23 protein-coding genes are annotated in these 25,755 nt (G+C 40.9%); 17 read left to right on the forward strand and 6 right to left on the reverse strand.

The window, feature by feature from the left end; all coding sequences use genetic code 11:
- Positions 1–36: 36 nt before the first annotated feature.
- Positions 37–4,029 (reverse strand): type II CRISPR RNA-guided endonuclease Cas9, encoded by a 3,993-nt coding sequence (gene cas9, locus BMW53_RS01245; protein ID WP_175463505.1) that lies wholly within the window; start codon positions 4,027–4,029, stop codon positions 37–39.
- A gap of 322 nt (positions 4,030–4,351) precedes the next feature.
- Positions 4,352–6,124 (reverse strand): hypothetical protein, encoded by a 1,773-nt coding sequence (locus BMW53_RS01250; protein WP_038561135.1) that lies wholly within the window; start codon positions 6,122–6,124, stop codon positions 4,352–4,354.
- A 425-nt stretch (positions 6,125–6,549) separates the two neighbouring features.
- Here BMW53_RS01250 and BMW53_RS01260 point away from each other — a divergent pair, with 425 nt between their 5' ends.
- The 7 genes from BMW53_RS01260 (at position 6,550) to BMW53_RS01290 (ending at position 13,416) form a co-directional block, all read left to right on the forward strand.
- Positions 6,550–7,293 carry an outer membrane lipoprotein-sorting protein gene (locus BMW53_RS01260; protein WP_038561132.1) on the forward strand — a complete coding sequence of 248 codons (744 nt, stop codon included), beginning with the start codon at positions 6,550–6,552 and terminating at the stop codon, positions 7,291–7,293.
- A gap of 191 nt (positions 7,294–7,484) precedes the next feature.
- Positions 7,485–7,865: a four helix bundle protein gene (locus BMW53_RS01265; RefSeq protein ID WP_038565158.1), complete on the forward strand. Its 381-nt coding sequence runs from the start codon at positions 7,485–7,487 to the stop codon at positions 7,863–7,865.
- Positions 7,866–7,940: 75 nt separating this feature from the next.
- Complete coding sequence (locus BMW53_RS01270) at positions 7,941–9,161, forward strand: ABC transporter permease (RefSeq protein WP_038561129.1); 1,221 nt, start codon at positions 7,941–7,943, stop codon at positions 9,159–9,161.
- A gap of 137 nt (positions 9,162–9,298) precedes the next feature.
- Complete coding sequence (locus BMW53_RS01275) at positions 9,299–10,519, forward strand: ABC transporter permease (protein ID WP_038561126.1); 1,221 nt, start codon at positions 9,299–9,301, stop codon at positions 10,517–10,519.
- A 189-nt stretch (positions 10,520–10,708) separates the two neighbouring features.
- Positions 10,709–11,392: an ABC transporter ATP-binding protein gene (locus BMW53_RS01280; protein WP_038561123.1), complete on the forward strand. Its 684-nt coding sequence runs from the start codon at positions 10,709–10,711 to the stop codon at positions 11,390–11,392.
- A gap of 41 nt (positions 11,393–11,433) precedes the next feature.
- Positions 11,434–12,105 carry a CAP domain-containing protein gene (locus tag BMW53_RS01285; protein ID WP_038561120.1) on the forward strand — a complete coding sequence of 224 codons (672 nt, stop codon included), beginning with the start codon at positions 11,434–11,436 and terminating at the stop codon, positions 12,103–12,105.
- Between the two features lie 138 nt (positions 12,106–12,243).
- A complete protein-coding gene (locus BMW53_RS01290; protein WP_139177989.1) occupies positions 12,244–13,416 on the forward strand; it encodes a hypothetical protein in 1,173 nt (390 codons plus the stop codon).
- Between the two features lie 125 nt (positions 13,417–13,541).
- Here the strand turns inward: BMW53_RS01290 and BMW53_RS01295 are convergent, their stop codons facing one another.
- Together BMW53_RS01295 and BMW53_RS01300 are read right to left on the reverse strand one after the other, a co-directional pair.
- Complete coding sequence (locus BMW53_RS01295) at positions 13,542–13,991, reverse strand: hypothetical protein (protein WP_038561116.1); 450 nt, start codon at positions 13,989–13,991, stop codon at positions 13,542–13,544.
- Between the two features lie 179 nt (positions 13,992–14,170).
- The gene (locus tag BMW53_RS01300) at positions 14,171–14,512 is read right to left on the reverse strand and encodes a single-stranded DNA-binding protein (RefSeq protein WP_038561113.1); all 342 of its coding nucleotides are present in this window, start codon (positions 14,510–14,512) and stop codon (positions 14,171–14,173) included.
- 202 nt (positions 14,513–14,714) lie between these two features.
- Here BMW53_RS01300 and BMW53_RS01305 point away from each other — a divergent pair, with 202 nt between their 5' ends.
- On the forward strand, positions 14,715–15,068 hold the full coding sequence (locus BMW53_RS01305; protein ID WP_038561110.1) for a hypothetical protein: 354 nt from the start codon (positions 14,715–14,717) through the stop codon (positions 15,066–15,068).
- A gap of 51 nt (positions 15,069–15,119) precedes the next feature.
- Positions 15,120–15,740 carry an NUDIX hydrolase N-terminal domain-containing protein gene (locus BMW53_RS01310; protein WP_038561107.1) on the forward strand — a complete coding sequence of 207 codons (621 nt, stop codon included), beginning with the start codon at positions 15,120–15,122 and terminating at the stop codon, positions 15,738–15,740.
- Position 15,741: 1 nt separating this feature from the next.
- Here BMW53_RS01310 and BMW53_RS01315 read toward each other — a convergent pair whose 3' ends face one another.
- Entirely contained in the window at positions 15,742–16,854 is a 1,113-nt protein-coding gene (locus BMW53_RS01315) for a DUF4934 domain-containing protein (RefSeq protein ID WP_038561105.1), read from the reverse strand.
- A 233-nt stretch (positions 16,855–17,087) separates the two neighbouring features.
- Here BMW53_RS01315 and BMW53_RS01320 point away from each other — a divergent pair, with 233 nt between their 5' ends.
- Positions 17,088–17,459, forward strand: a complete 372-nt coding sequence (locus BMW53_RS01320; protein ID WP_038561102.1) for a hypothetical protein — start codon at positions 17,088–17,090, stop codon at positions 17,457–17,459.
- Positions 17,460–17,715: 256 nt separating this feature from the next.
- Here the strand turns inward: BMW53_RS01320 and BMW53_RS01325 are convergent, their stop codons facing one another.
- On the reverse strand, positions 17,716–18,819 hold the full coding sequence (locus BMW53_RS01325) for a glycoside hydrolase family 88/105 protein (protein ID WP_038561100.1): 1,104 nt from the start codon (positions 18,817–18,819) through the stop codon (positions 17,716–17,718).
- Positions 18,820–19,155: 336 nt separating this feature from the next.
- Here BMW53_RS01325 and hisG point away from each other — a divergent pair, with 336 nt between their 5' ends.
- The 7 genes from hisG (at position 19,156) to BMW53_RS01360 (ending at position 25,742) form a co-directional block, all read left to right on the forward strand.
- Positions 19,156–20,013, forward strand: a complete 858-nt coding sequence (hisG, locus tag BMW53_RS01330; protein WP_038561097.1) for an ATP phosphoribosyltransferase — start codon at positions 19,156–19,158, stop codon at positions 20,011–20,013.
- A 255-nt stretch (positions 20,014–20,268) separates the two neighbouring features.
- Positions 20,269–21,552, forward strand: a complete 1,284-nt coding sequence (gene hisD, locus BMW53_RS01335; RefSeq protein WP_038561095.1) for a histidinol dehydrogenase — start codon at positions 20,269–20,271, stop codon at positions 21,550–21,552.
- A 38-nt stretch (positions 21,553–21,590) separates the two neighbouring features.
- On the forward strand, positions 21,591–21,878 hold the full coding sequence (locus BMW53_RS01340; protein ID WP_038561092.1) for a GIY-YIG nuclease family protein: 288 nt from the start codon (positions 21,591–21,593) through the stop codon (positions 21,876–21,878).
- Positions 21,879–22,013: 135 nt separating this feature from the next.
- Positions 22,014–23,045, forward strand: a complete 1,032-nt coding sequence (gene hisC / locus BMW53_RS01345; RefSeq protein WP_038561089.1) for a histidinol-phosphate transaminase — start codon at positions 22,014–22,016, stop codon at positions 23,043–23,045.
- Between the two features lie 5 nt (positions 23,046–23,050).
- On the forward strand, positions 23,051–24,172 hold the full coding sequence (hisB, locus tag BMW53_RS01350; protein WP_038561086.1) for a bifunctional histidinol-phosphatase/imidazoleglycerol-phosphate dehydratase HisB: 1,122 nt from the start codon (positions 23,051–23,053) through the stop codon (positions 24,170–24,172).
- Positions 24,173–24,229: 57 nt separating this feature from the next.
- Positions 24,230–25,114 (forward strand): formyltetrahydrofolate deformylase, encoded by an 885-nt coding sequence (gene purU / locus BMW53_RS01355; protein ID WP_051567950.1) that lies wholly within the window; start codon positions 24,230–24,232, stop codon positions 25,112–25,114.
- A gap of 79 nt (positions 25,115–25,193) precedes the next feature.
- Complete coding sequence (locus BMW53_RS01360; protein ID WP_038565149.1) at positions 25,194–25,742, forward strand: TlpA family protein disulfide reductase; 549 nt, start codon at positions 25,194–25,196, stop codon at positions 25,740–25,742.
- Positions 25,743–25,755: the final 13 nt, after the last annotated feature.

Genomic DNA, 25,755 nt, shown 5'->3' on the forward strand with positions numbered 1-25,755 from the left:
CCCCAAATCCTTCAAGGTTTTGGAAACCTTGAAGGATTAGTTAATACGTTTTATGTTTCCGAGTGGGTCGATTTTAAAATCTATGCCTTCAATTAAAGCGTGGAAATTGCCGAGTGATATAATAAGCTTTGAATGAATAATATCAAGTGAAAATGAACTAGAAGGTTTCTCCTGTTCCTTATCAGGTCTCGCTTCATTATGAAATCGTAGTTTAATTCGGCCATCATCTCCTCTAAATCCATATACTTTGTATAGTCGTTTTTGCAGGTCATCCCAATTGGTAAGATCATTTAAATTTTCATCTGGCATGTGCATTATAACAAGAGTTCCTATCTTAAGTGCAGCCTTCAATTTTAATTCAATGCCCTTTTCGTTGATAAAATTATTCGGCAACATAGCACTAATTGCTCCAATTCCTTGTGGCGATAAGCTTTTTTTAATATCTGAACGCAAATAATTAGAAGCAGTAAAATTGTTATAAGCTTTAAACTTGCGTTTTATTTTACCGTTCTGAGAATATTCATAAATCCCCATAATGTAATTATCATCTGTTTCTGTAAGATAGTTTGCCTTATGTTTTTTTATGCAATCTCTATGCTTCTTTATTTCTAAAATTCCTTTGGGAGTTTGATAAACCCGAACCTTTTTTATAGGCACAGGAGCTCCGTTTTTGTTGGGCAGAGAATATAGTTCAACAATCTGCTGTTTTAGTTCGGCGATTTTATTATCGATTTCAGCTTCTTCATTTTCTTCGGCTTTTCTGCGTTGTTTTAAAAGCGCATCAATTTGCTTTTGGATTTCCTTTTCTTCTTTCCGTGCATGGCTTACAATTTCGCGCACTCTATCGTCAACAATATTTTTAATGGCCGAATCTTCCAAACCGTCAAGCGGTTTCCTTACTACATATTTTATTTGCTTTTCAGTTTCGCCTTTCTTATTCAGAATTTCTCTTTCTATGGCTCCATAAAAGGTTTCTTTATGAAGACTGCCTCTTACACTATCACCTTGCTGATATATTGGTTCACCATTTTTATTGTACTGTATTTTTCCACGTTTCCGCAGCTTCTTTTTGCTTTGTTTTGGCAACACATCGGGGGTATGGTGCGATACCAGTATTTCTTTTTCAACTCCTTTAACATCTTCGGTAAAAGTTGGCCAAGGTTTATTTACCGGAGGAAGTTGATCGACTCCTGCAACATACAATTCTTCCCAGTCGTGATAAAACTTAGCCAGAGTCTCGTAATTACTTTTATCCATGCAAGCTATTGTAACGGCATCGATACAGTGGTGAACGTGATTAACACGGGCTTTTTTAGTGTAGATATCCTGTAGGCCCCACATTTTACGAAAATCAGCAACGGTGTTGCCTTTTACTGTATATACTTTTGAGAAAACGGTTTTCAGATAGAGTCGCGAATATTTAGTAATGATACCAATATCTACCATTTGGCTGTTTTTAAAGCCTTCAGGCACTTCTTCCATCGTAAAGCGCTTGTACTTATTCTGCCAATAGTTACGCTCGTAGCTAAGCTGATGACGTTTTTGAATGGCCTTATCTTTTTGATCTTTATCGACAGCTCCTTTCGCCTGACGAACTGCCTTTTGAATCTCTTTCTCCAGCTTCTCAATTTCTTCTTTCCAATGCTCTATCCGTACTATTATTTCGGCGTGGTTCGTTAATTCGTAAGGAATTCTATTTCGTTTAACCTTTCTGTTGAACTCATTTTCGCAAAGCGTTTTATTTTCCTGCGAATTGTCGTACGACTGGCTGCGTGGTATGGTGTGTTCAATATCGAATTTCGGATCAGCTCCCAGAAAATCTTCAATACTGATTGGCTTGCCGGTATATAAACAAATGCGTCGTTGCTCCTCCCATAGCTGATATTTTAATACCTCATCTTCCGAAGGTTGATAATCGGGCGAGAAGTGTTCTTTTATTCGATCAACATATTCTTTGCGTTTTTTCTCCCTGTCGTCTTGCCAGCGCTTTAATCCGGTTCGTTCGTTAGCATTTAACAAACCGCGCGACATTTCTACGTTAATCTTGGTATTGGTATCGATTAAACCGTTTTTAATCAATTCATTTATTACCAAACGAAGTTGATGCAGCGCACGCATCGCCATAGGATTCCGAACTGACGATGTGATCGGGCTGCCAAGATACAGTCTTCCATCTTTTCCTCTTTTGGCGGGTTTATAAGTTTCAATTGCCGAGGGATGATATAACTTTTTTGCATTGAGGTTTTCCTTTCCAAAATTATCGGCCAGAAATGATAAAACAGCTTCGTCGAGGCGATCCACTTTTACATGTTCTCCTTTTCCAAGGTTTTTAGGCATAAATTCGGTTATCAATTGTTGCGCCGTGTTGATAAGATTCGTTTTTTTATACTCCGAAAAGTTTTCAAACCGCTTTGCTCCAAAAGTCGTTTTTATCTTCCTGTCCAGATCATTAAAGTACAACTGTTTAGCCTCTTCGCTCCACACTTCATTTTCTCGTCGGGCATTGGTAATAAATCCATTCACCATATTCACAATTGTGGTATTGTCCGAATGGTTTTCAATAATCTCTTTTATGGCCGTTCTTATTACTTTTCTATTCTCTTCGTTTTTCCAGATATGAACAGGCACTGTCTCCTCCATATTGGCTAAAAAAACGGCATGCGAGTAAATTAAACCTTCGCGCAAATAAGGTAGAATCTTGTTTATTGCTTTCAGACTTAATGAAGCAAAGTCTTGTTTTAAGCGGATTTTCAGGAATGTTGTGCACTGCTCATCAGTAAAATTCAAACGATTCAGGGCAAATTCTTTCAATTTTTTATCAGAATCAAAAGTATAAAGAACATGCCAGGCATCAGTTATAAGTTTGGGCGTTCTGTTATTGCTGTCTTTCACGAAAGAGAAATCATCATCAATAAAATCGGCTCCAAATAAATCTTTAAAACGAGCCGAAACAGGGCAACCACTCACCGTTGTTTTCATTGAATAGTTCAACAGGTAATCCTCGGGATTTTTGTTCCTGTCCCTGTAATATTTGTACTGTTTTTTAGGTGCAAGTTGTTTGGCTAAATCTTCAAAGTCGAAATGATCTTTACTTTTTCTAAAGAATTGTGGGATTATTTTTTTTCTTTCTTCAGTATTGAGCGGTCTCAACTTTTCATCATCAGGTGTTTTTATTTTAATGTTATTGATAAAACAAAGCATCCGGTACTCTTCAAACTCCGGCCGAGAAACTGCACAACGGGGTTTATTGGGTTCAAACACACATTTACCAATCAATCCTTTTTGCGATTTTAACGGCCGCTGGTAAAAGATAGCTCTGTGTAACTTTTGCTGTATTTCTTCCGGAATATGCTGAAATGCACATATACGTTTAAATTCATCCAGGTAGTCATCTTCGCGGTGAGTATATTGGTCTCTTATTTTTTCTCCCTTCAAATAACAATCTTCGTAAAAATACTGACCTAAAGTTCTATCCCCCTTCTTCTTTTGCAATTCTTTAATGCTACCAATTACTTTCCCTGTTTCATTCTCTGGGGTAGATTCCAGACGATTACTCAAAAAACCACGACGCTGCGCCATGTGGTAAAATGCACGACCTAACTTATGTCTGTCTTCCTCGTTGGTTAAATCAAGTTGCTGAGTTATTGCCAGGTTTCGAAAAAAGTAAGGGTGTTTTTCCGACTTCTCATCGGTATGCCACCAATTACGAAAACTAACATTTTGTGGATATATTTTTTTGTATCGCCACAAGTCTAATTCTTCGTTTGTTAATGGCGGACAATAACCATATTCCGAAAGCATTTTAAGGGTTTTTACTTTGCGTAGCTTTCTGCGGAATTTCAATCTTCGGGCACTGCGATGTTCTGTTCGTTCTGCCGCTTTCGAACTTTCTATGCCTTTTTCAATTTTCACTCCTTCCTGGAAAATTCTCACTCCTTTATCTAACAAAGAAAATTCTCCGTCTTGTTTTTCCACAACAGCCCATCCAACACTGTTTGTTCCGAGGTCGAGTCCTAAAATTTTAGCCATTATTATTGTGGTTATAAAAGGTTTTGAAAAAAATATGATGTTAAATGTAGGAAATTTGATCATTTTACACTATATTTACTGAACATTTGCAAAGCATCTGTTCAATAACATAGAAATTCAATTTTACATCTTATCACAATAAGGCTATATGCCAAAGGAAAGAAATTCCTGTACTCCTGCCTCGGTGGGAGTTTTTTTGTGCCTGATTTTAACCACAAGACCTTCAAGGTTTTGAAAACCTTGAAGGTCTAATATTTAATACAAATAAAAAGCGGAACCCAACCAAATGAATCCCGCTTAAGTATCGTTTAAATGTAAAAACTTACAATTCCACGTTCAGCACTGAATAGTTCTGAATAAGTTTTTCCAATTCCTGAACCACTTCCTTTTTCTTTTCACCAAAAAAGTTTTTGTAGTACTCGATGCCGTCCATCAGGTTGCTTTTGAATTTTACCAGGTTACGTTTTTCTTTTACGTCGTCGGCATTTTTCTGAAATGCTTCCATACGCTCCTTAAAAATATCGAGGTACATACTCAGCTCCTTCAAAAACATGTGCGGACGATAACCTTTATCCAACAAATTAATACGACCGTAAATGTGATCCACCATTTCTTTCAGGCTCGATATTTTCGAAAAGTAAGCCAGGTTTGGCCCCGGACAAACGGTTACTTTTTCGTTTTCCTTTACTGCAATGCCTTTCGATTGCAGCATGGAAATTCCCAGTCCGATGCACAGGCATTCGCGTTCAATAATTTTATCGTAGGCCTTTTTGTATTCTGCTTCGGGCAGGTTCATCGTTTCCAGTTCCTGTAGCTTTTTACTTTGGTATTTGCGCGATGCGGTACAAACCGGCTGTTCGGTAAATTCGGTATTAAAGCGCAAAAATCCTTTCGTACAAGGCATTCCGGCATTTCCCTCGGCAGCCATGGCCAGGCGCAAATTACTCATTGATGCACCTTTAATACTGTTAAACGGCACCCCCAGCGGCGACAAGCCACTGTAATAGTAATCTTTTTCCTTGCCATCGGCCAACAGATTCATCGTTTCATTATCGATACTTACCACCTCGGGCACCAGCATAAACGGCGATCCCCAGCCAACACTGTCCATGTTGTAATGCTCAAGTAGCAGGTTGTGCTCTTCTGCATTTCCTACACCGCCTTGCGCCGTAATCTTCATTTCCGGATCTTCTGCCGGTTGCGAAATTTCTTTTTTATGAAGCGCCGTTTTATAAACCTCTACACAGGTATCGAATAACTTCTGGCGGTTCTGCCGGAATTCTTCCAAAATAGGCCCCAATAAAACACCATTGGTAGGGAACGCGTGTCCACCACAGTTTACCCCCGACTCAATACGGTATTCGGATACCCAAAGCCCTTTTGCAGCCAGCATTTTGCCCTGTACCAGTGCCGACCGGAAATCGCTTACTTTCAGAATAATTTTCTTTTTCATCGATCCGGTAATATCAGGAAAGAAGTCCTTGAAATTTTCGATGTAGCTGTACAAACGCGGGCTCATTCCGGCCGAAAGCACCAGCGACGAACTCAGCTTACTGTTGGCAAAACCACGCAGTGCCGCATGTGCATCGTTATACTCGATGGGAAGTTCTTCGCCATCTTTTTTGTTCGCCTGGTCGAGTTTGGTCATAATGTTTACATCAATCGACCCTACCGGTAATTTCTCGTTCACCCACTTCTTCAGTTCTTCGCTTACTGATTTTTTAAATCCAAGGTTGTTGAATTTCGCCTTCAGTTCCGATGCTTCAGGAAGCATATCGTAATATTTTTCCAATTCGCCACCAACATTCAACAGCGATGCTTTTAGGCTTTCCACCTTTTGGGTTACCACTTCTTCCATCGTATTCAGGTACGATGTTATGCGTTTTGCCCTGTGGTCATCCACTTTTTTAGAGATGGCAGTAAACGGCAAATCAAACTTTTTACAGTAGAATTCGCGTATCGTTTCCATCAGTGAATCGTCAACAAGCGAAATCACCGATGAAATTCCGAAGGGTGCTACATTTACAGGTGTGTCCATTGAAAATCCAACACCCAGAACGGGTATATGGAAAGAATGTCCTTCAAATATTTTCATTTACGTAAATTATAAATAACGGGGTTAATTAGGCCCCGGTTCTGTTAAAACAATTGGGCGCAAAGAAAGCAAGTAATTTTTCAAATGTTTGAAACAATTGCTGCATTGCTTTAATTGTTCGCATAATTTAACCTTTTTTATCACCTACCCTTCTTTTTAATCCCTTACGGCTACGCTTTATTATTTTTACTGAATAGCCGGTCAATAATTCTCCAATTTATTTGCAATTGAATCAGCCATCGCATAACTTTTACCAAAGCTTTGGTTATGACTAAAAAATTCGGGGCCGTCTGCAACAAATTAAGCATATCGGAAAAGTTAAAACAACAAGTAACCGCGCCCCCGCTTAAATTAATTGCCACAGCTGTATGCTCCCAATGTACAGGATAAAAAAGCTGTAACATGAAATTTAAAATCAACGAATAATGAAACGTATAGTACTCACAATAGCAACAGTGCTTTTGGCTCTCGCAGTTTTTGCCCAGGACATGACCGCCATTATAAAACAAGCCGACGAAAAATTCAGGGGCGAATCGAGCCGCAGCGAAATAACCATGATTATTGAACGCCCGGGATGGAGCCGAACAGTATCGATGAAAAACTGGACGCTGGGAAACGACTATTCGCTGATTTACATTACCGCACCGGCCAAAGAAAAAGGCCAGGTTTTTCTGAAACGCGATAAAGAGATGTGGAATTGGGTGCCTAACATTGAGCGGATGATAAAAATTCCGCCCTCGATGATGATGCAGTCGTGGATGGGCTCGGATTTTACCAACGACGATTTGGTAAAAGAATCGCAAATGGCAAAAGACTATTCCAACAAATTATTGGCCGAAGAAGAAGTTGACGGTTATTCGTGCTACAAAATTGAATTGATACCACACGAAGATGCACCCGTTGTTTGGGGAAAAGTGATGATGTGGATATCGAAAAAAGAACTGCACTGGCTGAAAGCAGAGTTTTACGACGAAGACGGCTACCTGGTAAATACCGAAATTCTGACGAATATAAAAATGATGGACGACCGAGAAATGCCAACACGCCTGGAAATGATTCCGGCCGATGAAGAAGGCAACAAAACAGTTATGATTTTTGACGCTATTGAGTTTGACGTTGATTTGAAAGAGAGCTTTTTCTCGCAGCAGAATATGAAGAGAATCAGGTGACAATGCTTTAATGCGAAAATGCTTCAATGCTTTAATGCTTTAATTTTAAGTCAACTAATAAAGATAATACTATGAAACGAACATGAACTTTTTAAATCATAAATTCAAAAACAAGAATGATTAAAATTTATGTGAGTTCCTGAATGTATTCAAATTTTTTGAACATTCAGAAATCAAAAAATTTTAAACGGATGAATACAAAAGATAAATTTATTGAAGAGCTAAAACAACGAACAAAAAAGTTTGCGGTGGATATTATTCTTTTTTGTGAAACGTTAAAGAATTGCAAAGCAACCTCAGTTATTACCTATCAACTTATTAAATCAGCAACATCAACAGGAGCAAATTACAGGGCAGCTTGCCGGGGACGTTCAAAATCAGAGTTCTTCAGTAAAGTTTGTATTGTTGTTGAAGAATCTGACGAATCATTGTACTGGCTCGAAGTGATTGAAGAAGCAAACTTATCTGGTGATCCAAAAGAGCTGACACGCCTGATAAAAGAAGCTATTGAAATTTCAAAAATCATGACAAAAGCAAAAGATACCACTTACAAAAACCTCAACGGTAAATAGTATCAATATTAAGAAGGTGTCACAAAAAAACGAACATTTAAGCATTTATGCATTAACGCATTTAAGCATTAACAAATGAGAACAAACCTAAAACTAGCATGGCGCAACTTGTGGCGGAACAAACGCCGGACTATCATTGCCATATCGTCTATCGTGTTTAGTGTGTTGCTGGCCTCGTATATGCGATCGATGCAGGAAGGTTCGTACGACAGCATGATCAATAATTCCGTAAAATTCTACACCGGCTATTTGCAGATACAAGATACTGCTTATTGGGACGAACGCACGCTTGACAACAGCTTTGAGGTAGATTCTGAATTACAAAATCGAATAAAGGAGATAAAAAATGTTTCGCTGGTTTCGAACCGGCTGGAATCGTTTTCGCTGGCTGCCGACCACATGAAAAGCAAACCGGTCATGGTGATGGGTATTGAGCCTGAAGCCGAGGATCAGATCACCAACCTTTCGAAAAAAATACAGTCGGGAGACTTTCTTAAATCAGGCGATAAAGAAGTGGTAATCAGCGGAGGATTGGCCAAATACCTGGAACTGGGCGTTGGCGATACACTGGTGATGATCTCACAAGGCTACCACGGCATTAGTGCGAGTGGCCTGTTTCCGATAAAAGGAATTATTAAACATCCTAACGCAGAGTTTAACAAGCGCTTAATTTACATGGAAATTGAAACGGCCCGCGAATTTTATTCAGCCTATGGTTTATCCACTTCGCTGGTGGTAATGACCGATGATCATTATCGTGTAAATCACATTAAACAAGAAATCGAACGAATCCTGCCGGAAAAGAACACCGTAATGACCTGGACAGAGATGACTCCTGAACTATTGCAAATAATTCAAAGCGACCGCGGCGGCGGAATTATTATGCTGGGCATTCTCTACCTGGTTATCGCCTTTGGCATGTTTAGCGTGGTTATTATGATGGTGAAAGAACGCCAGCGCGAATTTGGGGTTACACACGCCATTGGAATGCAAAAACGAAAACTAGCCTCGCTGGTTTTTATCGAAACGCTTTTTATCGGATTTATCGGTTGTGCAGTAGGATTGATAATCAGTTACTTTTTCTGCCTGTACTTTTTCTACAACCCGATTCCGCTTACCGGCGACATGGCAAAAGCCACCGAAATCTATGGCATGGAACCATACATGTTCGTTTCCATGAAAGCCTCGCTCTTTTACAACCAGATGATCGTGGTTTTCATCATCAGCATTTTTATAACGATTTTCCCAATATCCAATGTTAGTCGTTTAAAAATCACAAAGGCAATGCGAGCGTAAGAAAGTTTACAGTCGCAGTTTTCAGTTCTCAGTAATAGTTTTCAGTTCTCACAATAATGAAGATGAATAATAATAAGGAATACAACAGTTTGGATATGAAGAGTACCACTTCGTGCTTCCGGCTTAAATAAAACAAAATGATACTTTCAATAGCATGGCGAAACGTTTGGAGAAGCAAAACCCGCAGTATCGTTATGATTGCGGCCATTGCACTGGGCCTGTTTGCAGGAATATTCATGATGGCATTTATGAATGGCATGTACAATTCGCGGATTGAATCGGCCACAAAATCGGAGTTATCGCACATACAAGTTCACGCTCCAGGTTTTCTGGATAACACCGAATCGGAATTATTTATTCCCGACGGTTTTGCTTTGGCCGAAAAAATTGCAGCACTCGATTCTGTAGAAGCTGCCTCTCCCCGTCTGATTGCTGAGCCGTTTATTATGGCAGCTCACGGAACGGGCGGCGGAAAAATGCTGGGAATCGATCCGGAAAAGGAAAAGCAGGTGACCGACATCTGGGAACACCTGGTTGATGGTACTTACCTTGAAAAAACCAGCCGGATGCCACCAGTACTGGTGGGTAAAAAACTGGCCGATAAACTACGATTAAAGGTGGGCACCAAAATAAATGTCCAGCTCGTAGATTTTAACGGCGATTTATCATCAAAAGGTTACCGTGTGGCGGGCATTTACAAAACGGTAAACACCGGTTTTGATGAAATGCATTTGTTTGTCAACATCAACGACCTGCAATCGCAAATTGGCATTCAACCCGATGCTGTTCACGAGATTGCCATTCTGCTTAAAGACAACAGTTACGCACCATTGGTAAAACCATCGGTGCAAAAAATAGCCAAAGCACTGGACGTACAAACCTGGAAAGAACTGAGTCCGGAAATGTCGCTCATTACCGATTCAATGGATCAGTACATGTACATTTTTATCCTGATCATTCTTTTCGCATTGTGTTTTGGCATTATCAACACCATGCTGATGGCTGTGCTGGAACGCGTAAAGGAAATTGGAATGTTGATGGCGGTTGGAATGAACAATCGAAAAATCTTTAACATGATCATTCTGGAATCGATAATGCTTACGCTGACAGGCGGAGTCGTTGGAATACTTTTAGGAATCGGCATTTCCAGAATTTTCGAGAATCACCCAATTAATCTTTCGGCATTTGCCCAGGGTTTGGAACAATACGGCATGTCAACAGAAATTGCAACCGTTTTTCCATCGCACTCGCTTGGCATATTAATAGCATTGGTGGTATTAACCGGACTGATTTCTGCAATTTACCCGGCACGAAAAGCGCTGAAGCTAAATCCCGCGGAAGCAACCAGAACAGATTAATGCGTAAATGTATAAAGGATTAAATGCTTAAATGAGAAAAAGAAGATCATTAAAATAAAAGGATAAGATTAAAAGACACAATTAACAAAAATAATAACCATTAATGCTCAGCATCAACTATTAAAGCATTCCGGCATTAAAGCATTTTCGCATTGAAGCATTGAAGCATTGAATCAATAAAGCATTGATATGAAAATAATAGAAATCAAAAACCTGCACAAAGTTTACAACGGCAGCTCCGTTTCTGTACATGCGGTTAACGGCATTAATATGTCGGTTGAAGAAGGTGAATTTACTGCCATTGTTGGTCCATCAGGATCAGGGAAAACCACGTTGCTAAATGTAATAGGCGGGCTGGATGACGCCACAGAAGGATCGGTAGAAATTGACGGTGTTAAAATCAACGATTTATCATCCCGGAAACTGACTGATTTCAGGATGAAAAATATTGGCTTTGTTTTTCAGGCTTACAACCTGATTCCGGTGCTTACGGCCAAAGAAAATGTGGAATTTATTATGCATTTGCAGGGAAGAAAAAAAGCCGACCGCGATGCACGAACCAGCGAATTGCTAAAAGCTGTTGGCTTGGGAGAAATGATGGATCGCCGGCCATCGAAACTTTCGGGCGGGCAGCAACAAAGGGTGGCTGTGGCACGTGCGTTGGCATCGAAACCAAAATTTGTACTGGCCGACGAGCCTACTGCCAACCTCGATTCGCACTCTACCGAAAACCTGCTCGATATTATGGAGCAACTAAATAAAGAGGAAAAAATTACGTTTCTATTTTCAACACACGACCAGCGGGTGGTAAACAAAGCGCGGCGTGTAATTACCATTGAGGATGGAAAAATAATAAGCGATGAGAGAAAGTAAAGGCCACATTATTGGTGGCTCTAACACATGAAAATTAAGTAATGAGAATCACGAAAATTTCGATAGCGATTTTATTAATCGGTCTGTGCCTGGGAGTTTCGGCAAAAGAAGAACTAAAAGACCGTACATTAAACACGGCAGCCGATGTTAGCTACTTGTCGGAGCTCGAGAAGGAAGTGATCTACGAGATCAACTTGTTCCGCTCAAATCCGTCGGAATATGCGGAGAAATATATTGCTCCCCTCGCCCAATTTTACGACAAAAGAATATTGCATTACCCCGGCGATAAATCGATACTGACGCAGGAAGGCGTAAGCGCATTGCGTGAATGTGTACGAGCGCTGAAAAATGCGGTTCCTGCTCCGATTTTATATCCCGACAAACTATTAACTAAAGCTGCCAACGATCATCAGAAAGACCAATCCAAAACCGGCAAAACCGGACACATAGGCCGGGATGGTTCAAACTCAAAAGAACGAATAGAACGCTACGGAAAGTGGCAGGTACGCATAGCTGAGAACATTGCCTATGGAAATACTTCGGCACGGCAAATCGTAATATTTCTGTTGATAGACGATGGGGTTAAAAACCGGGGCCATCGGGCAAATCTTCTTCAAGCGGATTTTAAATCTCTTGGAGTTGCATGCGGCACACATCCACAATACAACACCATGTGTGTAATGGATTTGGCGGGAGGAATGGAAAACAACTGATGAATTACGAATATCTATTAACGATTTTAGATTGACGATTGAAAGAAAGCAAAATCAAGCCATGTTGAAACGCACATCTCCAATAAAAATTCAGAAGATGTAGGAAGCAGAGAATCCCTGATTTAACAGTATTCAGAAGTGAAAAAAAACTTACTCATACTATCGCTACTATTTTTTAGCACTGCGGTTTACGCTCAGCCGAAGCTATCGTTTTACGGCTACGTAAAAGATTTGGGTATGTATTATCATCCGGTGGAGCCAATTCCGGTTTCAATAGATAAATCGCTAGATTACCTTTTTCTGAATGAGATACACAACCGCTTAAATTTCAAGTGGTATGCATCGGACAAACTGACCATCGCACTGGAAGCCCGCAACCGCATTTACATGGGACAAATGATTCGTGAATTTCCCGATTACGAAGATTTTGTTGATGACGACAACGGTTATTTCGATATGGGAACGGTGTTGCTCTCGGCCGACAGTTGGTTTTTACACACCATGCTCGACCGGGCCTGGGTTGATTACACCAGCGGAAAACTTCAGGTACGGCTCGGACGACAGCGTATTAACTGGGGCACCAACCTGGTCTCGAATCCGAATGATGTGTTCAATACCTTTTCCTACTTCGATTTCGATTACGAAGAACGCCCCGGAACCGATGGAATTCGGGTGCAATATTATACCGGTGTAACTTCTTCGGCAGAACTGGTTTATAAAATTGGTCACAATAGTGATGAAACGGCCATTGCCGGCATGTACCGGTTTTCGAAATTTGATTACGACATCCAATTTTTGGGTGGTCGGGTTGGTAAAGATTTTGTTTTTGGTGGCGGTTGGGCCGGCGATATTAAAGGTGCCGGATTTCGGGGTGAGGCAACCTGGTTCCGTCCGCGCGATAAAGGCAACACAGCGAACTTCGAAACTTTTGTCGCTTCGGTTTCGGCAGATTATACATTCCCGAATAGTTTCTACCTGCATTTCGGAACCTTATTCAACAGCTACGGAACAACAGGCGATGCCGGTGGTCGTAGTTTTTTTGCTCCCGATATTTCTGCCAAAATGCTTTCGTTAGGCAAATATCAACTGTTCGGGCAAATCAGTTATCCTGTTACTCCCTTATTTTCTACCAACCTGTCAGCCATGGTAAATCCCTGCGATGGCTCTTCCTTTCTTGGTCCGGCTTTAACCTACTCGTTGGGGAATAACTGGGAGTTAATGCTCAACGGTCAGCTGTTTTTCGGACGTGATGGGACAGAATACGGCGATTACGGACAAGCAGTTTATGCACGTGTAAAATGGGCATTTTAGGACACAGCAAAGATGAATTGCCCAAAAGCTCAGCCTTTCACTTACTCCGCTCAACGTTCAACTAATTTCAGAAAGCTTATTCCATACTTTCTGCTCCATTCAGCAAACCTGTTCTGCAAAAAAAACTACAAATAGCTGTAAAAGCGATTTTCGTCGGGCAATGTTCGAATCTTCTTTTGTTTTGTGGTACCCCAGAATTCAGTTTCATAGAAATACTCTGCCAAAGCATAGGGAAGTTCGCCCTTTTCCAACTGGTTCAACATTCCTCTAAAACAAAGTAGATAATCGGTATTTCGTCCTCTGCAAGATTCCAGAAAATCAGAATGATCACGTTCAAACCAATCCGTCAATTCTTCAATCGTATAATTGATTTCCCGCTCAGCCCGTGCAAATTCTTCGAACCATTCTGTTGCTCTTACACTTTTATACATTTCTGATACGAAAGTACATCTCCACGCCATTCCACTGGGCGCCAGAGCAGGTACAATATGTAATTTTTCGTAGCCACGCTTATGTAATTCCAAAACCACAAATAGCAGTTTTGGGCTGTTAATCATGTAATAGTTTCTTTCCATTTCCTGATTTGTAAGCCCCAAAGTTTAATTATTTTTTTGAAATCTGAATGTTCGCAACACTAAAAGAATAGCTTTGACAATGCCTGTTGGCTGGGCTGATTGGTGTAAGGTTTTGGAAAACAAAAAGCAGCAGCGCGAGAACACACTACTGCTATTTTGTGGATTAACGTTAGCATCTGTTAATTCGGGGCTTTATCCAGCATCAGCAAGGAATTAACAACCACCTCGGTGATGTACTGTTTTTCGCCGTTTTTATCTTCCCAATGGCGGTTTGTCAGTTTTCCTTCAACGGCAATTTCTTTTCCTTTTTTAAGGTATTTTTCGGCAACTTCGGCATTTTTACCCCAGGCCACCAACCGATGCCATGTGGTTTCCTCTTTTTTGTTTCCGTGACTGTCGCGGTAAATTTCGTTGGTTGCAATATTAAAATTGGCAACTACTTTTCCACTTTCTAACCTTCTCACTTTTGGATCTTCGCCAAGGTGGCCTAACAATCGTACGCTGTTTCGTAATGCATTCATGATATTTCTTTTTTAGTTAATACTGTAGGACTGAGTCTTATGCGAGTCCTGTAACGCAATTGTTGAAACAAAGCTACAGCGGCCACCATAAGCTAACCGGTTTTTAAACGTTTGTAGTCGACAATAAACGTTTGCAAACGTTTACAAACGGATATATTTTTGTATATTAGCATTTTAGCAGCTCAAACTAAAACAATAAAAAATGGAAAATAGAACCTGCCTCGAATGTGGAGAACCCTTAAAAGGGCGAGCCGATCAGAAATTTTGCAACGACAGTTGCCGCAATGCCTACAACAATAAAAAGGCCAGTGGATCGACCAATTTTATGCGAAAAATCAACCGCATTCTGAAAAACAATCATTCGGTTTTGGAAGAACTAAACCCGGAAGACAAAACCACCACCTACAAAAATACCCTCAAAAAACGTGGTTTTAATTTCACCTATTTTACCAGTACCTACACCACCAAAACCGGGCGTGTTTATTACTTTGTTTACGACCAGGGCTACTCCGAACTGGAGGGCAACAAACTCATGCTGGTAAAAAAAGAACAATAAGTTTTAATTGCAGAAACGACTTCAATCGCACAAGAACATTTCAACTAAAATATGAGCCATTACTATTTCGAGAAAATAAAACGCCTGCACGCCCTGGCCGAAATCGGGCTGGAATACAACACAATTCCTTACGACGTTGAACGCTACCAGGAAATACGGGATATTTGTCTGGAAATGCTGGAGAAGATAACCCGCACACCTGTTGCCGACATTATTCCGGTTATTGAAGAACGTAACGGTTACCGAACGCCTAAAGTGGATGTAAGAGCCGTTGTTTTTAACGATAACGACGAGATTTTACTGGTACAGGAAAAAGCGGATAATCTGTGGGCACTTCCCGGCGGATGGACCGATATAGCCTACAGTCCCGCCGAAGTGGCCGAAAAAGAATGTATGGAAGAAGCCGGGTTAAAGGTTAAAGCCACGCGACTTTTGGCCATTATGGACAAACAAAAACAAAACATGCCACCGGCATTTGAGTACGTTTATAAAATTTTCCTGCTTTGTAAAAAAGAGAGTGACACCCTTTCGCCCGGATCGGAAACCTGCGATGTGGCTTGGTTTAACGAAAATGCACTACCGGCACTTTCACTTCCGCGAAACAACGAAGCACAACTAAAAATGATTTTTGAGTACAAGCGCGGAGAGCGGACAGATCCCTATTTTGATTAGCCTATTTCAGCCGACAACGCATTAAAACCGGATTTCCTGTAGCTGCAATATGAAGTTGTACTTTCTCGAATTCGTTGTGGCGTTTATCCGAAATTTTGTGTCCGCTAACTTTGTAGGCAGTAATGGGTATGTACAGCTCGTTTTGTTGCGAAAGAAACGATGGATTATCCCAAATTCCTCCGTCGATATTATTCACCGCCTCGGCAAAATACGTGGCTTCCCAATCCTGCTTTTTAATCAATGCAGAGGTTTGATGCGAACCCAGCCAGTAAGTAATAAAAATATAATGCTTGTTTTCGAAGTAGCTTTTAATTTTCGAGTGGTGCGTGTTATGGATGTACTTCAGCGTTTCAATATCGTTTTTATCGCCGGTGTTTCGCCACATTTCGGCAAACGACGGATAACCATCACTTTCAATTAAATATTCAGGTTCAAAAGTCGCGTTATTATAGGCAAAAACCGTATCGCTGTACGATGACACCAGCGAAATGTTTTTTGTTCCCACAGCGGCCAGGTTCGAACGTCCCAAATCTTTCAGACGTTCCTCCGGAAACGACACCTTTTTTACCTTCGTATTTGGAGAATACAGGCTATACAAACCATAACCCGGAACATCGTTTACCACATAAAACCGGTTGTTCGATTCAAAGAATTGGGTTCCGGGCATTTTCGCCGAAATAAGTTTGCTTTTGTATTTCCCATCTTTGCCAACAAGGTAAATTCCATCTTCGGCCAATACCGCAAAACCGTTCTGATAAACAATAATATCCAGTGGTTTTTTAATTCTGCCACTCCCCTCATCGTTACTAACAATGGTATTTATAAAATCGCCTTTTTGTGTAAACCGGATAAAGCTGATTTCGCGGGCACGGCGCTGAAGAATGATTAAATCGCCATCCAGTTTTTTAATAGTTAAAATATCGCCCAGCTCAATTTTCGCTTCGTTTACTTTTAATTCCAGATAATCAAGATTTTCAATAAAACTTGAGATCGGTAAAATGTCCTGCGATTTTTTCAGCAGTATTTCCGGCAAACCGCTATCCTGAACCGGCTTTTCGGTGCACGAGGTAACAAACAGCGTTACGAATAATAAAATTATAATTGTATGTTTCACGACTTTTATCTTTCGGTAATTGTTTAATGGTGTTCTGTTCCGGCAAATATCATGCCTTTGAGTGCACAAAGCAAAGAATAATATTCTGCAACCGGGCCAACGAATACAGTTAATTTCATTTTCATGAGAAAGCGTAATTTTTAAGGCACTTTCATTGGCAAATGAAAATGTTCTTACTAAACTTGTAATCAGCTAAATAATAAAACTAAATTTCTTACCTAAAATTTTACACAATGAAAAAATTAATTCTCATTCTTTTTGTTTTCGCGCTAATGGCAAACTTTGTAAATGCCGCTGAACGCCCTGCCAACTCAGATGTTATTGGCGAATGGAAATACGAAGTTCCGAACGCACCTTACGGATACAATACCGGCAACCTGGTTTTTGAAGAACTGGAAGGAGCCTTAAAGGGTTTTGTAAAACTGGAAGACAACAACAAAATTGATTTAAAGGACATAACTTATGAGGAAGGCGTATTAAAATTTGGTTTATACGTTGATTACGATTACGTAACACTGAAAATTAACGTTGAAGGAGAGGAAATGAAGGGGATTGTAAACAGCCCCGAAGGCGAAATTCCAATTACTGCGAAGAAGGTGAAATAGAATCCTTATTCCGACAAAAAACATTCATGATTTAAGGAATCACCTACAGGAATGAAAGGACATTAATATTGTTTCACGCAAAGAAAAGAAGAAGCGCAAAATTCGCAAAGGTATAGAATCTGTTTTGCGTGCTTTGCGAAAACTTAGGGATCTACTCTGCGTGAACTTTTTTGTTTTTACCAAAGTGACTTTCAGAAAAAAGGCCGCTACAAAATAATTTGCAGCGGCCTTTTTTATTGTTAAAATACTTGATCGACTAATCTAATTTTATCACCTCGCTGCCGGCCAGTAAAAAGGCTCCGGTTCCGTAAACTTCCCAGCTGTCTGCTTCGAAGTTTTTCCGTGGGTCGGCACCAATGGGCTGGCACCAGCCCACATGCCCGTCGGGCTGAATCAAACCATTTAATCCTACCCACGCTTTTTCAACCGCAGGCAGATAAGTTTCTTTATCGAGTATGCCGTTATTGATTCCCCATGCCAAAGCATAGCAGTAGAAACCTGAGCCGCTGGCTTCTCCTCCCGGGAATGATTCAGGATCGAGCAAACTGGCACGCCACAATCCGTCTTCCTGCTGCAGCGAAACAATTTTTGCCGCCATTTCTTTGTAATTCTGAATATAGAAATCACGGTTCGGATAATCTTCAGGAAGTTCGCTCAACACACGCACCAAACCGCCCATAACCCAGCCGTTTCCGCGCGACCAGAAAATTTTTCGGCCATTGGCTTCCTGCTTTTTTTCAATACCGGGTACGTTCCATTTGTAGCTCATATCGCGGGCATACAACTGATGCTCTTTATCCCAAAGCAGATCGTAGGTTTCTTTCCACAATTTATCCGAAAGTTTCAGGTATTTATCGTCGTCTAAAGTCATTCCGAGCTTTACAAATGCCGGAGGCGCCATAAACAGCGCATCGCACCACCACCATGTTTTTTCGAAAATACCATCGGCTTCGTACGGTGTTTTCATAAACTCATCCAGGGTCGCGATGAATGGTTCAATCATTTTCTTATCGCCCGAAACCCGGTACATATCTATATAAGTCTGGCAAATTACATGATCGTCGGCATGATGTAAACGCGGCCCAGGTTTCCACTCGTTGGCCTCTCCCATTTCGTACATGGCTTTCCAGATTTTTTTCGAGCCGGTTGTTTCGTACGCGGCAAAAACGCCTGCGTAAAATGCACCGTTGGTCCAGTCGTACAATTCGTGCTTTGGATGCTCCAGCTGCCAATCCAAGGCCTTTTTCATTGTTTTTTTAATGGTTCTGTCTTTAAAAAGCTTCTCGTTACCTGCTTTTTGTGCCTGCGTTGTTCCTCCAAAAACTACCGCGGCCAGTAGAATAATGATCGTTTTATACATGTTGATTCAAGTTTATACAAAACTATGCAATCGATTGCAGTTTGCAAAATACATTGTCAATTTCTTATCAGGCAAAATCCAAACTGATCATAAATTGTAGGCATAGCATTGCCCGGCTTAACTTTAATTTTAAATTAACACCGATAGGTATTGTTCAATACAATTTTATAATTATACTTGCATCATAATAAATGAAATGACAGTAATAACACTACATCACGGCCATCATTGGAAGAACCAACCATCGGGTAGGCTGTAATTGTTTTGTTTAAACTCAACGATATTAATTAATAAAGGCTTGCCATATAAGGCAGGCCTTTTTTTATATAAACAAACATGGAAAAACTTAAGATTGCTATTCAAACAAAAGGAAGGTTAAACGAAGATTCAATGGGGCTAATTAACGAGGCCGGAATTGGCTTGAGTGTTGGTAAACGTAAACTGGTATCGGAAGCGAAAAACTTCCCAATGGATGCCTTGTTTCTGCGCGACGATGATATTCCGCAAACCGTTGCTGATGGTGTTGCTGACATTGGTGTTGTTGGCGAAAATGAAATGGCCGAGAAAGACGAAAATGTGGTAATCGCCAAACGACTTGGATTCTCGAAATGCCGCTTATCATTGGCGATTCCAAAATCCATCGATTATCCGGGAGTTGAATTCTTTAACGGTAAAAAAATTGCCACCTCCTACCCTGTTATTCTGAAAAAGTTTCTGGATGAAAACAACATCACTGCCGAAATTCACGTAATTACCGGATCGGTAGAAATTGCACCGGGGATTGGTTTGGCCGATGCTATTTTTGATATCGTAAGCTCAGGATCTACACTGGTGAGCAACCGTTTGAAAGAAGTTGAAGTGGTGATGAAATCGGAGGCCGTACTGATTGCCAATCCCAACCTTTCAGCCAAAAAGCAGGAAATTCTTGACGAACTGATTTTCAGAATCGAATCGGTGCAACGTGCTGAAGGTAAAAAATATATTCTGCTGAATGTTCCGAACGAAAAAGTGGAAGAAATAATTTCGCTGCTTCCGGGAATGAAAGCCCCAACGCTGGTTCCACTGGCTAAGGAAGGTTGGAGCTCGATGCACTCGGTAATTGAAGAAAACGATTTTTGGGATGTAATTGGCAAACTAAAAAAAGCCGGTGCCGAAGGAATTTTGGTTGTTCCTATCGAGAAAATGATTTTTTAACGTTATACGTTTGAAACCGCCTTGCAAAAGGCCAAAGCAATAATTTGCTATTTTCGGGCATCAATAGGGCTTTGCGGTTGAAAAATTAAAACACGAAGGCACAAAGAAATGCGAAGTATTCTGTTGCTAAACGTTGTGATATAGTGATCTTGGAGATAAAAGCTCTTGAAACATTTTTTGCAACAAAATGAATTGTGATAATTCAGAATTTTCGGAGATAAGATGTAAGAATAAACTGGTAATAAAAATGACTTCATGAAAACTTATATAAATCCGGGAGAAAATACCTGGACAGACATTTTAAAACGACCGCTTTTCGATGTTTCGGAATTACACGAACGCGTTCAAAATATATTAACAGAAATTCGTGAGCAGGGCGATGAAAAATTGCGCGAATACACCGAACGTTTCGACGGTGTGAAACTGTATAATTTTGAGGTTTCGCCGGAAGAAATCGCCAAAGCAGAAGCTGCAATCGATCAGGATTTAAAAGACGCGATTGCTTTAGCTGCTGAAAACATACAGGCTTTTCATAGCGCTCAAATGCCGGAAGTCAAAAAAATGGAAACCCGGACAGGTGTTATCTGCTGGCAAAAACCGGTGGCCATCGAAAAAGTTGGCTTGTATATTCCGGGCGGAACAGCACCACTTTTTTCAACGGTGTTAATGTTGGCACTTCCGGCAAAAATTGCAGGCTGCAAACAAATTGTGCTTTGTTCGCCACCGGATAAAAATGGAGAAATTCATCCGGCAATTTTGTACGCTGCGAAGGTTGCAGGAGTTACTCAAATCTACAAACTCGGCGGTGTACAGGCTATCGGTGCAATGGCTTATGGTACCGAAACGGTTCCGAAAACCTACAAAATTTTTGGCCCCGGAAATCAATATGTAACAGCTGCAAAACAGTTGGTTAGCATGAACCAAGTTTCGATCGATATGCCGGCCGGCCCTTCAGAAGTACTGGTTGTTGCCGACGAAACATCGAATCCGGCTTTTGTGGCTTCCGATTTGTTGTCGCAGGCCGAGCACGGTGCCGACAGCCAGGTGGTGCTGGTTACTAATAACGAAAATACGTTAAAAGAAGTAGTTGCAGAAGTTGACGCTCAGGTTGCACAACTGCCCAGAAAAGAACTGGCAGAAAAAGCACTATCCAACAGTGTATTGATCGTTGTTTCGGATGATGCCGAGCGTGTGGATTTAATTAACGAATACGCGCCGGAACACCTGATCATCAGCACCAAAAGTTATATGGAACTGGCAGAGAAAATCACCAATGCAGGTTCGGTATTCCTGGGCGAATTCACACCTGAAAGTGCCGGCGATTATGCTTCGGGCACCAACCATACCTTGCCTACAAACGGCTGGGCACGATCGTACAGCGGAGTTAATTTAGATAGTTTCCTGAAAAAAATAACTTTCCAGGAGATTAATAAAGAAGGTCTCCTGGCAATTGGCCCTGCTATTGAAAAAATGGCCGCTACCGAACAACTTGAAGCGCACAAAAATGCCGTAACTTTACGTTTGAAATATTTAACTTGATCAAAACGTCAACCTGAACTTGTTTCAGGTTCTCAATTATGAAGGGAGGATTTGTTTATATTATGAGTAATGAAAGGAGAACCGCATTTTATATTGGCGTTACCAGTGATTTGAAGACCAGAATTGCTGATCACAAGAATGGAATTGGTTCAGCATTTACATCAAAATATAAACTAACAGATTTATTGTATTACGAAGATTTTCCGGATATCTATCAAGCCATCGATCGGGAAAAACAATTAAAGAATTGGCACAGACAATGGAAAATCAACCTCATAAAATCGAAGAATCCACAAATGAATGATTTATATTGGGAAATAAGATGAATAAGATACAGAAACAAGTTCAGTATGACGGATACGATCAAAGACATCACCTTGAACTCGTTTCAGAGTCTATATCTGGTAATAAATACAAAAACAGATGCCGAAACAAGTTCGGCATGACGTACATAACATATTATGGAACTAAATAATCTACTTCGCGAGAACATTAAAAACCTGAAACCTTACTCTTCGGCACGCGACGAGTACAGTGGCGATGCAATGGTTTTTCTCGATGCCAACGAAAATCCTTTTAACGCCCCCTACAACCGCTACCCCGACCCTTTGCAGCGAATGGTAAAGGAGAAAATTGCTGTGATAAAAAAGGTAGGTTCTGAAAATATTTTCCTCGGAAACGGCAGCGATGAACCTATAGATTTGCTCATCCGCGCCTTTTGCGAACCGGGAAAAGACAATGTGGTTAGCATCGACCCAACATACGGCATGTACCAGGTTGCAGCCGACATTTCGGGTGTTGAACTGCGCAAAGTTTCACTAACCGAGGATTTCCAGCTGAATATTAACGACGTACTTGGCGAAACCGACAAAAATACCAAGCTGATATTTTTATGTTCGCCCAACAATCCTACCGGCAACAGTTTGAAAAAAGAAGCCATGCTGGAGCTGGCCAATCAGTTTCACGGGCTGGTTATTGTTGATGAAGCGTACATCGACTTTGCACCCGGAAAAACCCTGATGCCGGAACTGGAACACTTCCCCAACCTGGTAATTCTGCAAACTTTTTCGAAAGCCTGGGGAATGGCCGGAATACGTTTAGGAATGGCATTCGCAAGTACGGAACTGATCAGTATTCTGAACAAAATTAAGTACCCGTACAACCTGAATATTCTTACGCAGGAAAAAGCCATGGAACTGCTCGACAAAAAAGTTACCGTGCAGAAATGGGTGAAACTATTGATTGCCGAGCGCGAAAAAATGGAGAAACTGCTTGCTGAATTTCTGTTTGTAGTTAAGGTTTATCCATCTGAAGCAAATTTCCTGCTGGTAAAAATGCACGATGCCCGAGGCATTTACAACTACCTGGTTGAGGAAGGAATAATCGTTCGCGACCGTTCGAAAGTACATTTGTGCGACGAAAGTTTGCGAATAACCATAGGTAATTCAGAAGAAAACGAAAACCTGCTGTGTGCGCTAAAAAAACTAATTTAAAAACGATGAAGAAAGTACTATTTATAGACCGCGACGGAACCTTGAATTACGAAACGCCCGACGAACAAATTGATGCATTTGAAAAGCTGGAGTTTCTGCCCAAGGTTTTTCGTAATATGCATTACATCCGTAAAAACCTGGATTACGAGCTGGTAATGGTGACCAACCAGGACGGTCTGGGCACCGATTCGTTCCCTGAGGATACCTTTTGGCCGGTACAAAACTTTATTCTGAAAGCTTTTGAAAACGAAGGTGTTGTTTTCGACGATATTTGTATCGACCGTCATTTTCCGGAAGATAACTCGCCCACCCGCAAGCCGGCAACCGGAATGCTTACAAAATATATCGAAGGCGATTACGATCTGGCAAACAGCTTTGTAATCGGCGATCGGCTTACCGATATTATGCTGGCCAAAAACCTCGGTGCAAAAGGTATTTTCATTAATAACGGCGACCAGGTTGAAGAACTTGAAAAAGAAGGTTTGGCTAATGTTTGTGCTTTAATTTCCGACGACTGGGACGATATTTACGCATGCGTTGCCTCGCCTCAGCGAACTGCAAAAGTTGAACGAACCACAAAAGAAACTGCAATTTCGGTTTCGTTAAATCTCGACGGCTCGGGTGTTTGTAATATTTCAACCGGGTTGGGATTTTTCGATCACATGCTGGAACAAATTGGGCGCCACAGTGGTGTTGATCTGAACATCAAGGTAAAAGGCGATTTAGAGGTGGATGAGCATCATACCATTGAAGATACAGCACTGGCTCTTGGCGAAGCTTTTAAAAAGGCTGTTGGCAACAAACTCGGTATGGAACGCTACGGTTTTTGCCTGCCAATGGACGAGTGCCTGGTTATGGCTGCTATTGATTTTGGCGGACGTCCGTGGTTGGTTTGGGAGGCCGATTTTAAACGCGAAATGGTGGGCGACATGCCTACCGAAATGTTTATGCATTTCTTTAAATCGTTCTCCGATGCAGCTTTGTGTAATTTGAATATTAAGGCCGAAGGTACTAACGAACACCATAAAATAGAAGCGATTTTTAAAGCACTGGCAAAAGCGATAAAAATGGCCATTCGCCGCGATGTATTTAACTTTGATTTGCCTTCAACTAAAGGAATGTTGTAATTTTAAAAACTCCGCGTAACTCTGAGTAAAACTCTGTGCTCTCTGCGGTTAAAAACTATGAAGACAATAAAAATATTAAACGAAAAAAAGGACACGGCAATCTTACTGATTCACTGTCCGGATAAACAAGGAATCCTTGCCACTGTAACTGAGTTTCTGAACAAAAATAAAGGCAACATTATTTACCTCGATCAGCATGTCGATCGGCAGGAGAAGATCTTTTACATGCGGGTTGAATGGGAATTAGAGAATTTTGCAATTCCGGCAGATAAAATCGGTGAATATTTCGACACTTTAATCGGTAGCCCGTTGCAAATGAACTGGAAAATCTATTTTTCGAATGAAATTCCGCGAATGGCGCTGTTTGTATCGAAAATGCCACATTGTTTGTTCGATATCCTGGCGCGTTATACGGCCGGCGAATGGGATGTGGAAATACCAATGATTATTAGTAACCACGAAACATTGCGTCCGGTTGCCGAACGTTTTGGCATCGATTTTCATTATTTCCCAATAAATAAAGAAAACAAGGAAGAACAGGAAGCTGCCGAGCTAAAACTGTTACAGGAAAACAAGATCGATTTTGTGGTGCTGGCACGCTACATGCAAATCCTTTCAGAGGATTTTGTAAAGAACTACCCGAACAAAGTGATCAACATTCACCATTCGTTTTTGCCGGCATTTGCGGGCGCCAAACCTTATCATGCAGCACACGAGCGCGGAGTTAAAATTATTGGAGCTACCAGTCATTACGTTACTTCCGAGTTAGATGCAGGGCCAATAATTGAGCAGGATGTTACCCGCTGCAGCCACGTTGATACGGTACAAAACTTAATACGCAAAGGCCGCGATCTGGAAAAAATCGTTCTTTCGCAAGCCGTTTACAAACACCTTCAGCGTAAAGTTTTGGTATATAAAAACCGAACGGTTGTGTTTAATTAAATTGATACGCTTACTGGTATCCAGTATCCAATATCCAGAAACAAGTAACCAGCTTAAAACATGTAACAAACAACAAATCATGAAAATACTACTATCCATCATAAGTATAACATTATTCGCCATGTCAGCATTTGCACAACTAAGTACAATCCCTGAGAAAGAAATTCCCGCCGATTACGGTTACGTTGTAAAAATTGGCCAGCAAATGCCTGATATTACAATGGAACTTACCGATGGCACAAAAATTACTACCGCCGATTTAAAAGGCAAAGTAACCATGTTGCAATTTACCGCCAGCTGGTGTTCGGTATGCCGAAAAGAAATGCCACACATTGAAAAAGAGATCTGGCAAAAACACAAAAACAACGATGATTTTGTGCTGATCGGTGTAGATATGGACGAACCGCTCGATAAGGTTAAAGCTTTCAAAAAAACGATGAAAACTACCTATCCGCTGGCTCTTGATCCGGGCGCCGAAATCTTTTATACTTTTGCCGCCAAAGGTGCCGGTGTAACCCGAAATGTAATTATCGACAAAACAGGAAAAATTGTATATATGACCCGCCTTTTTAAAGAAGACGAATTCAATGAAATGGTGGACGTTATTGATCTTTTACTGAAAAAATAAAACCACAAGTTGT

The sequence above is a fragment of the Draconibacterium orientale genome (assembly GCF_900111425.1).
In the GTDB taxonomy this organism is placed as follows: Bacteria; Bacteroidota; Bacteroidia; order Bacteroidales; family Prolixibacteraceae; genus Draconibacterium; species Draconibacterium orientale.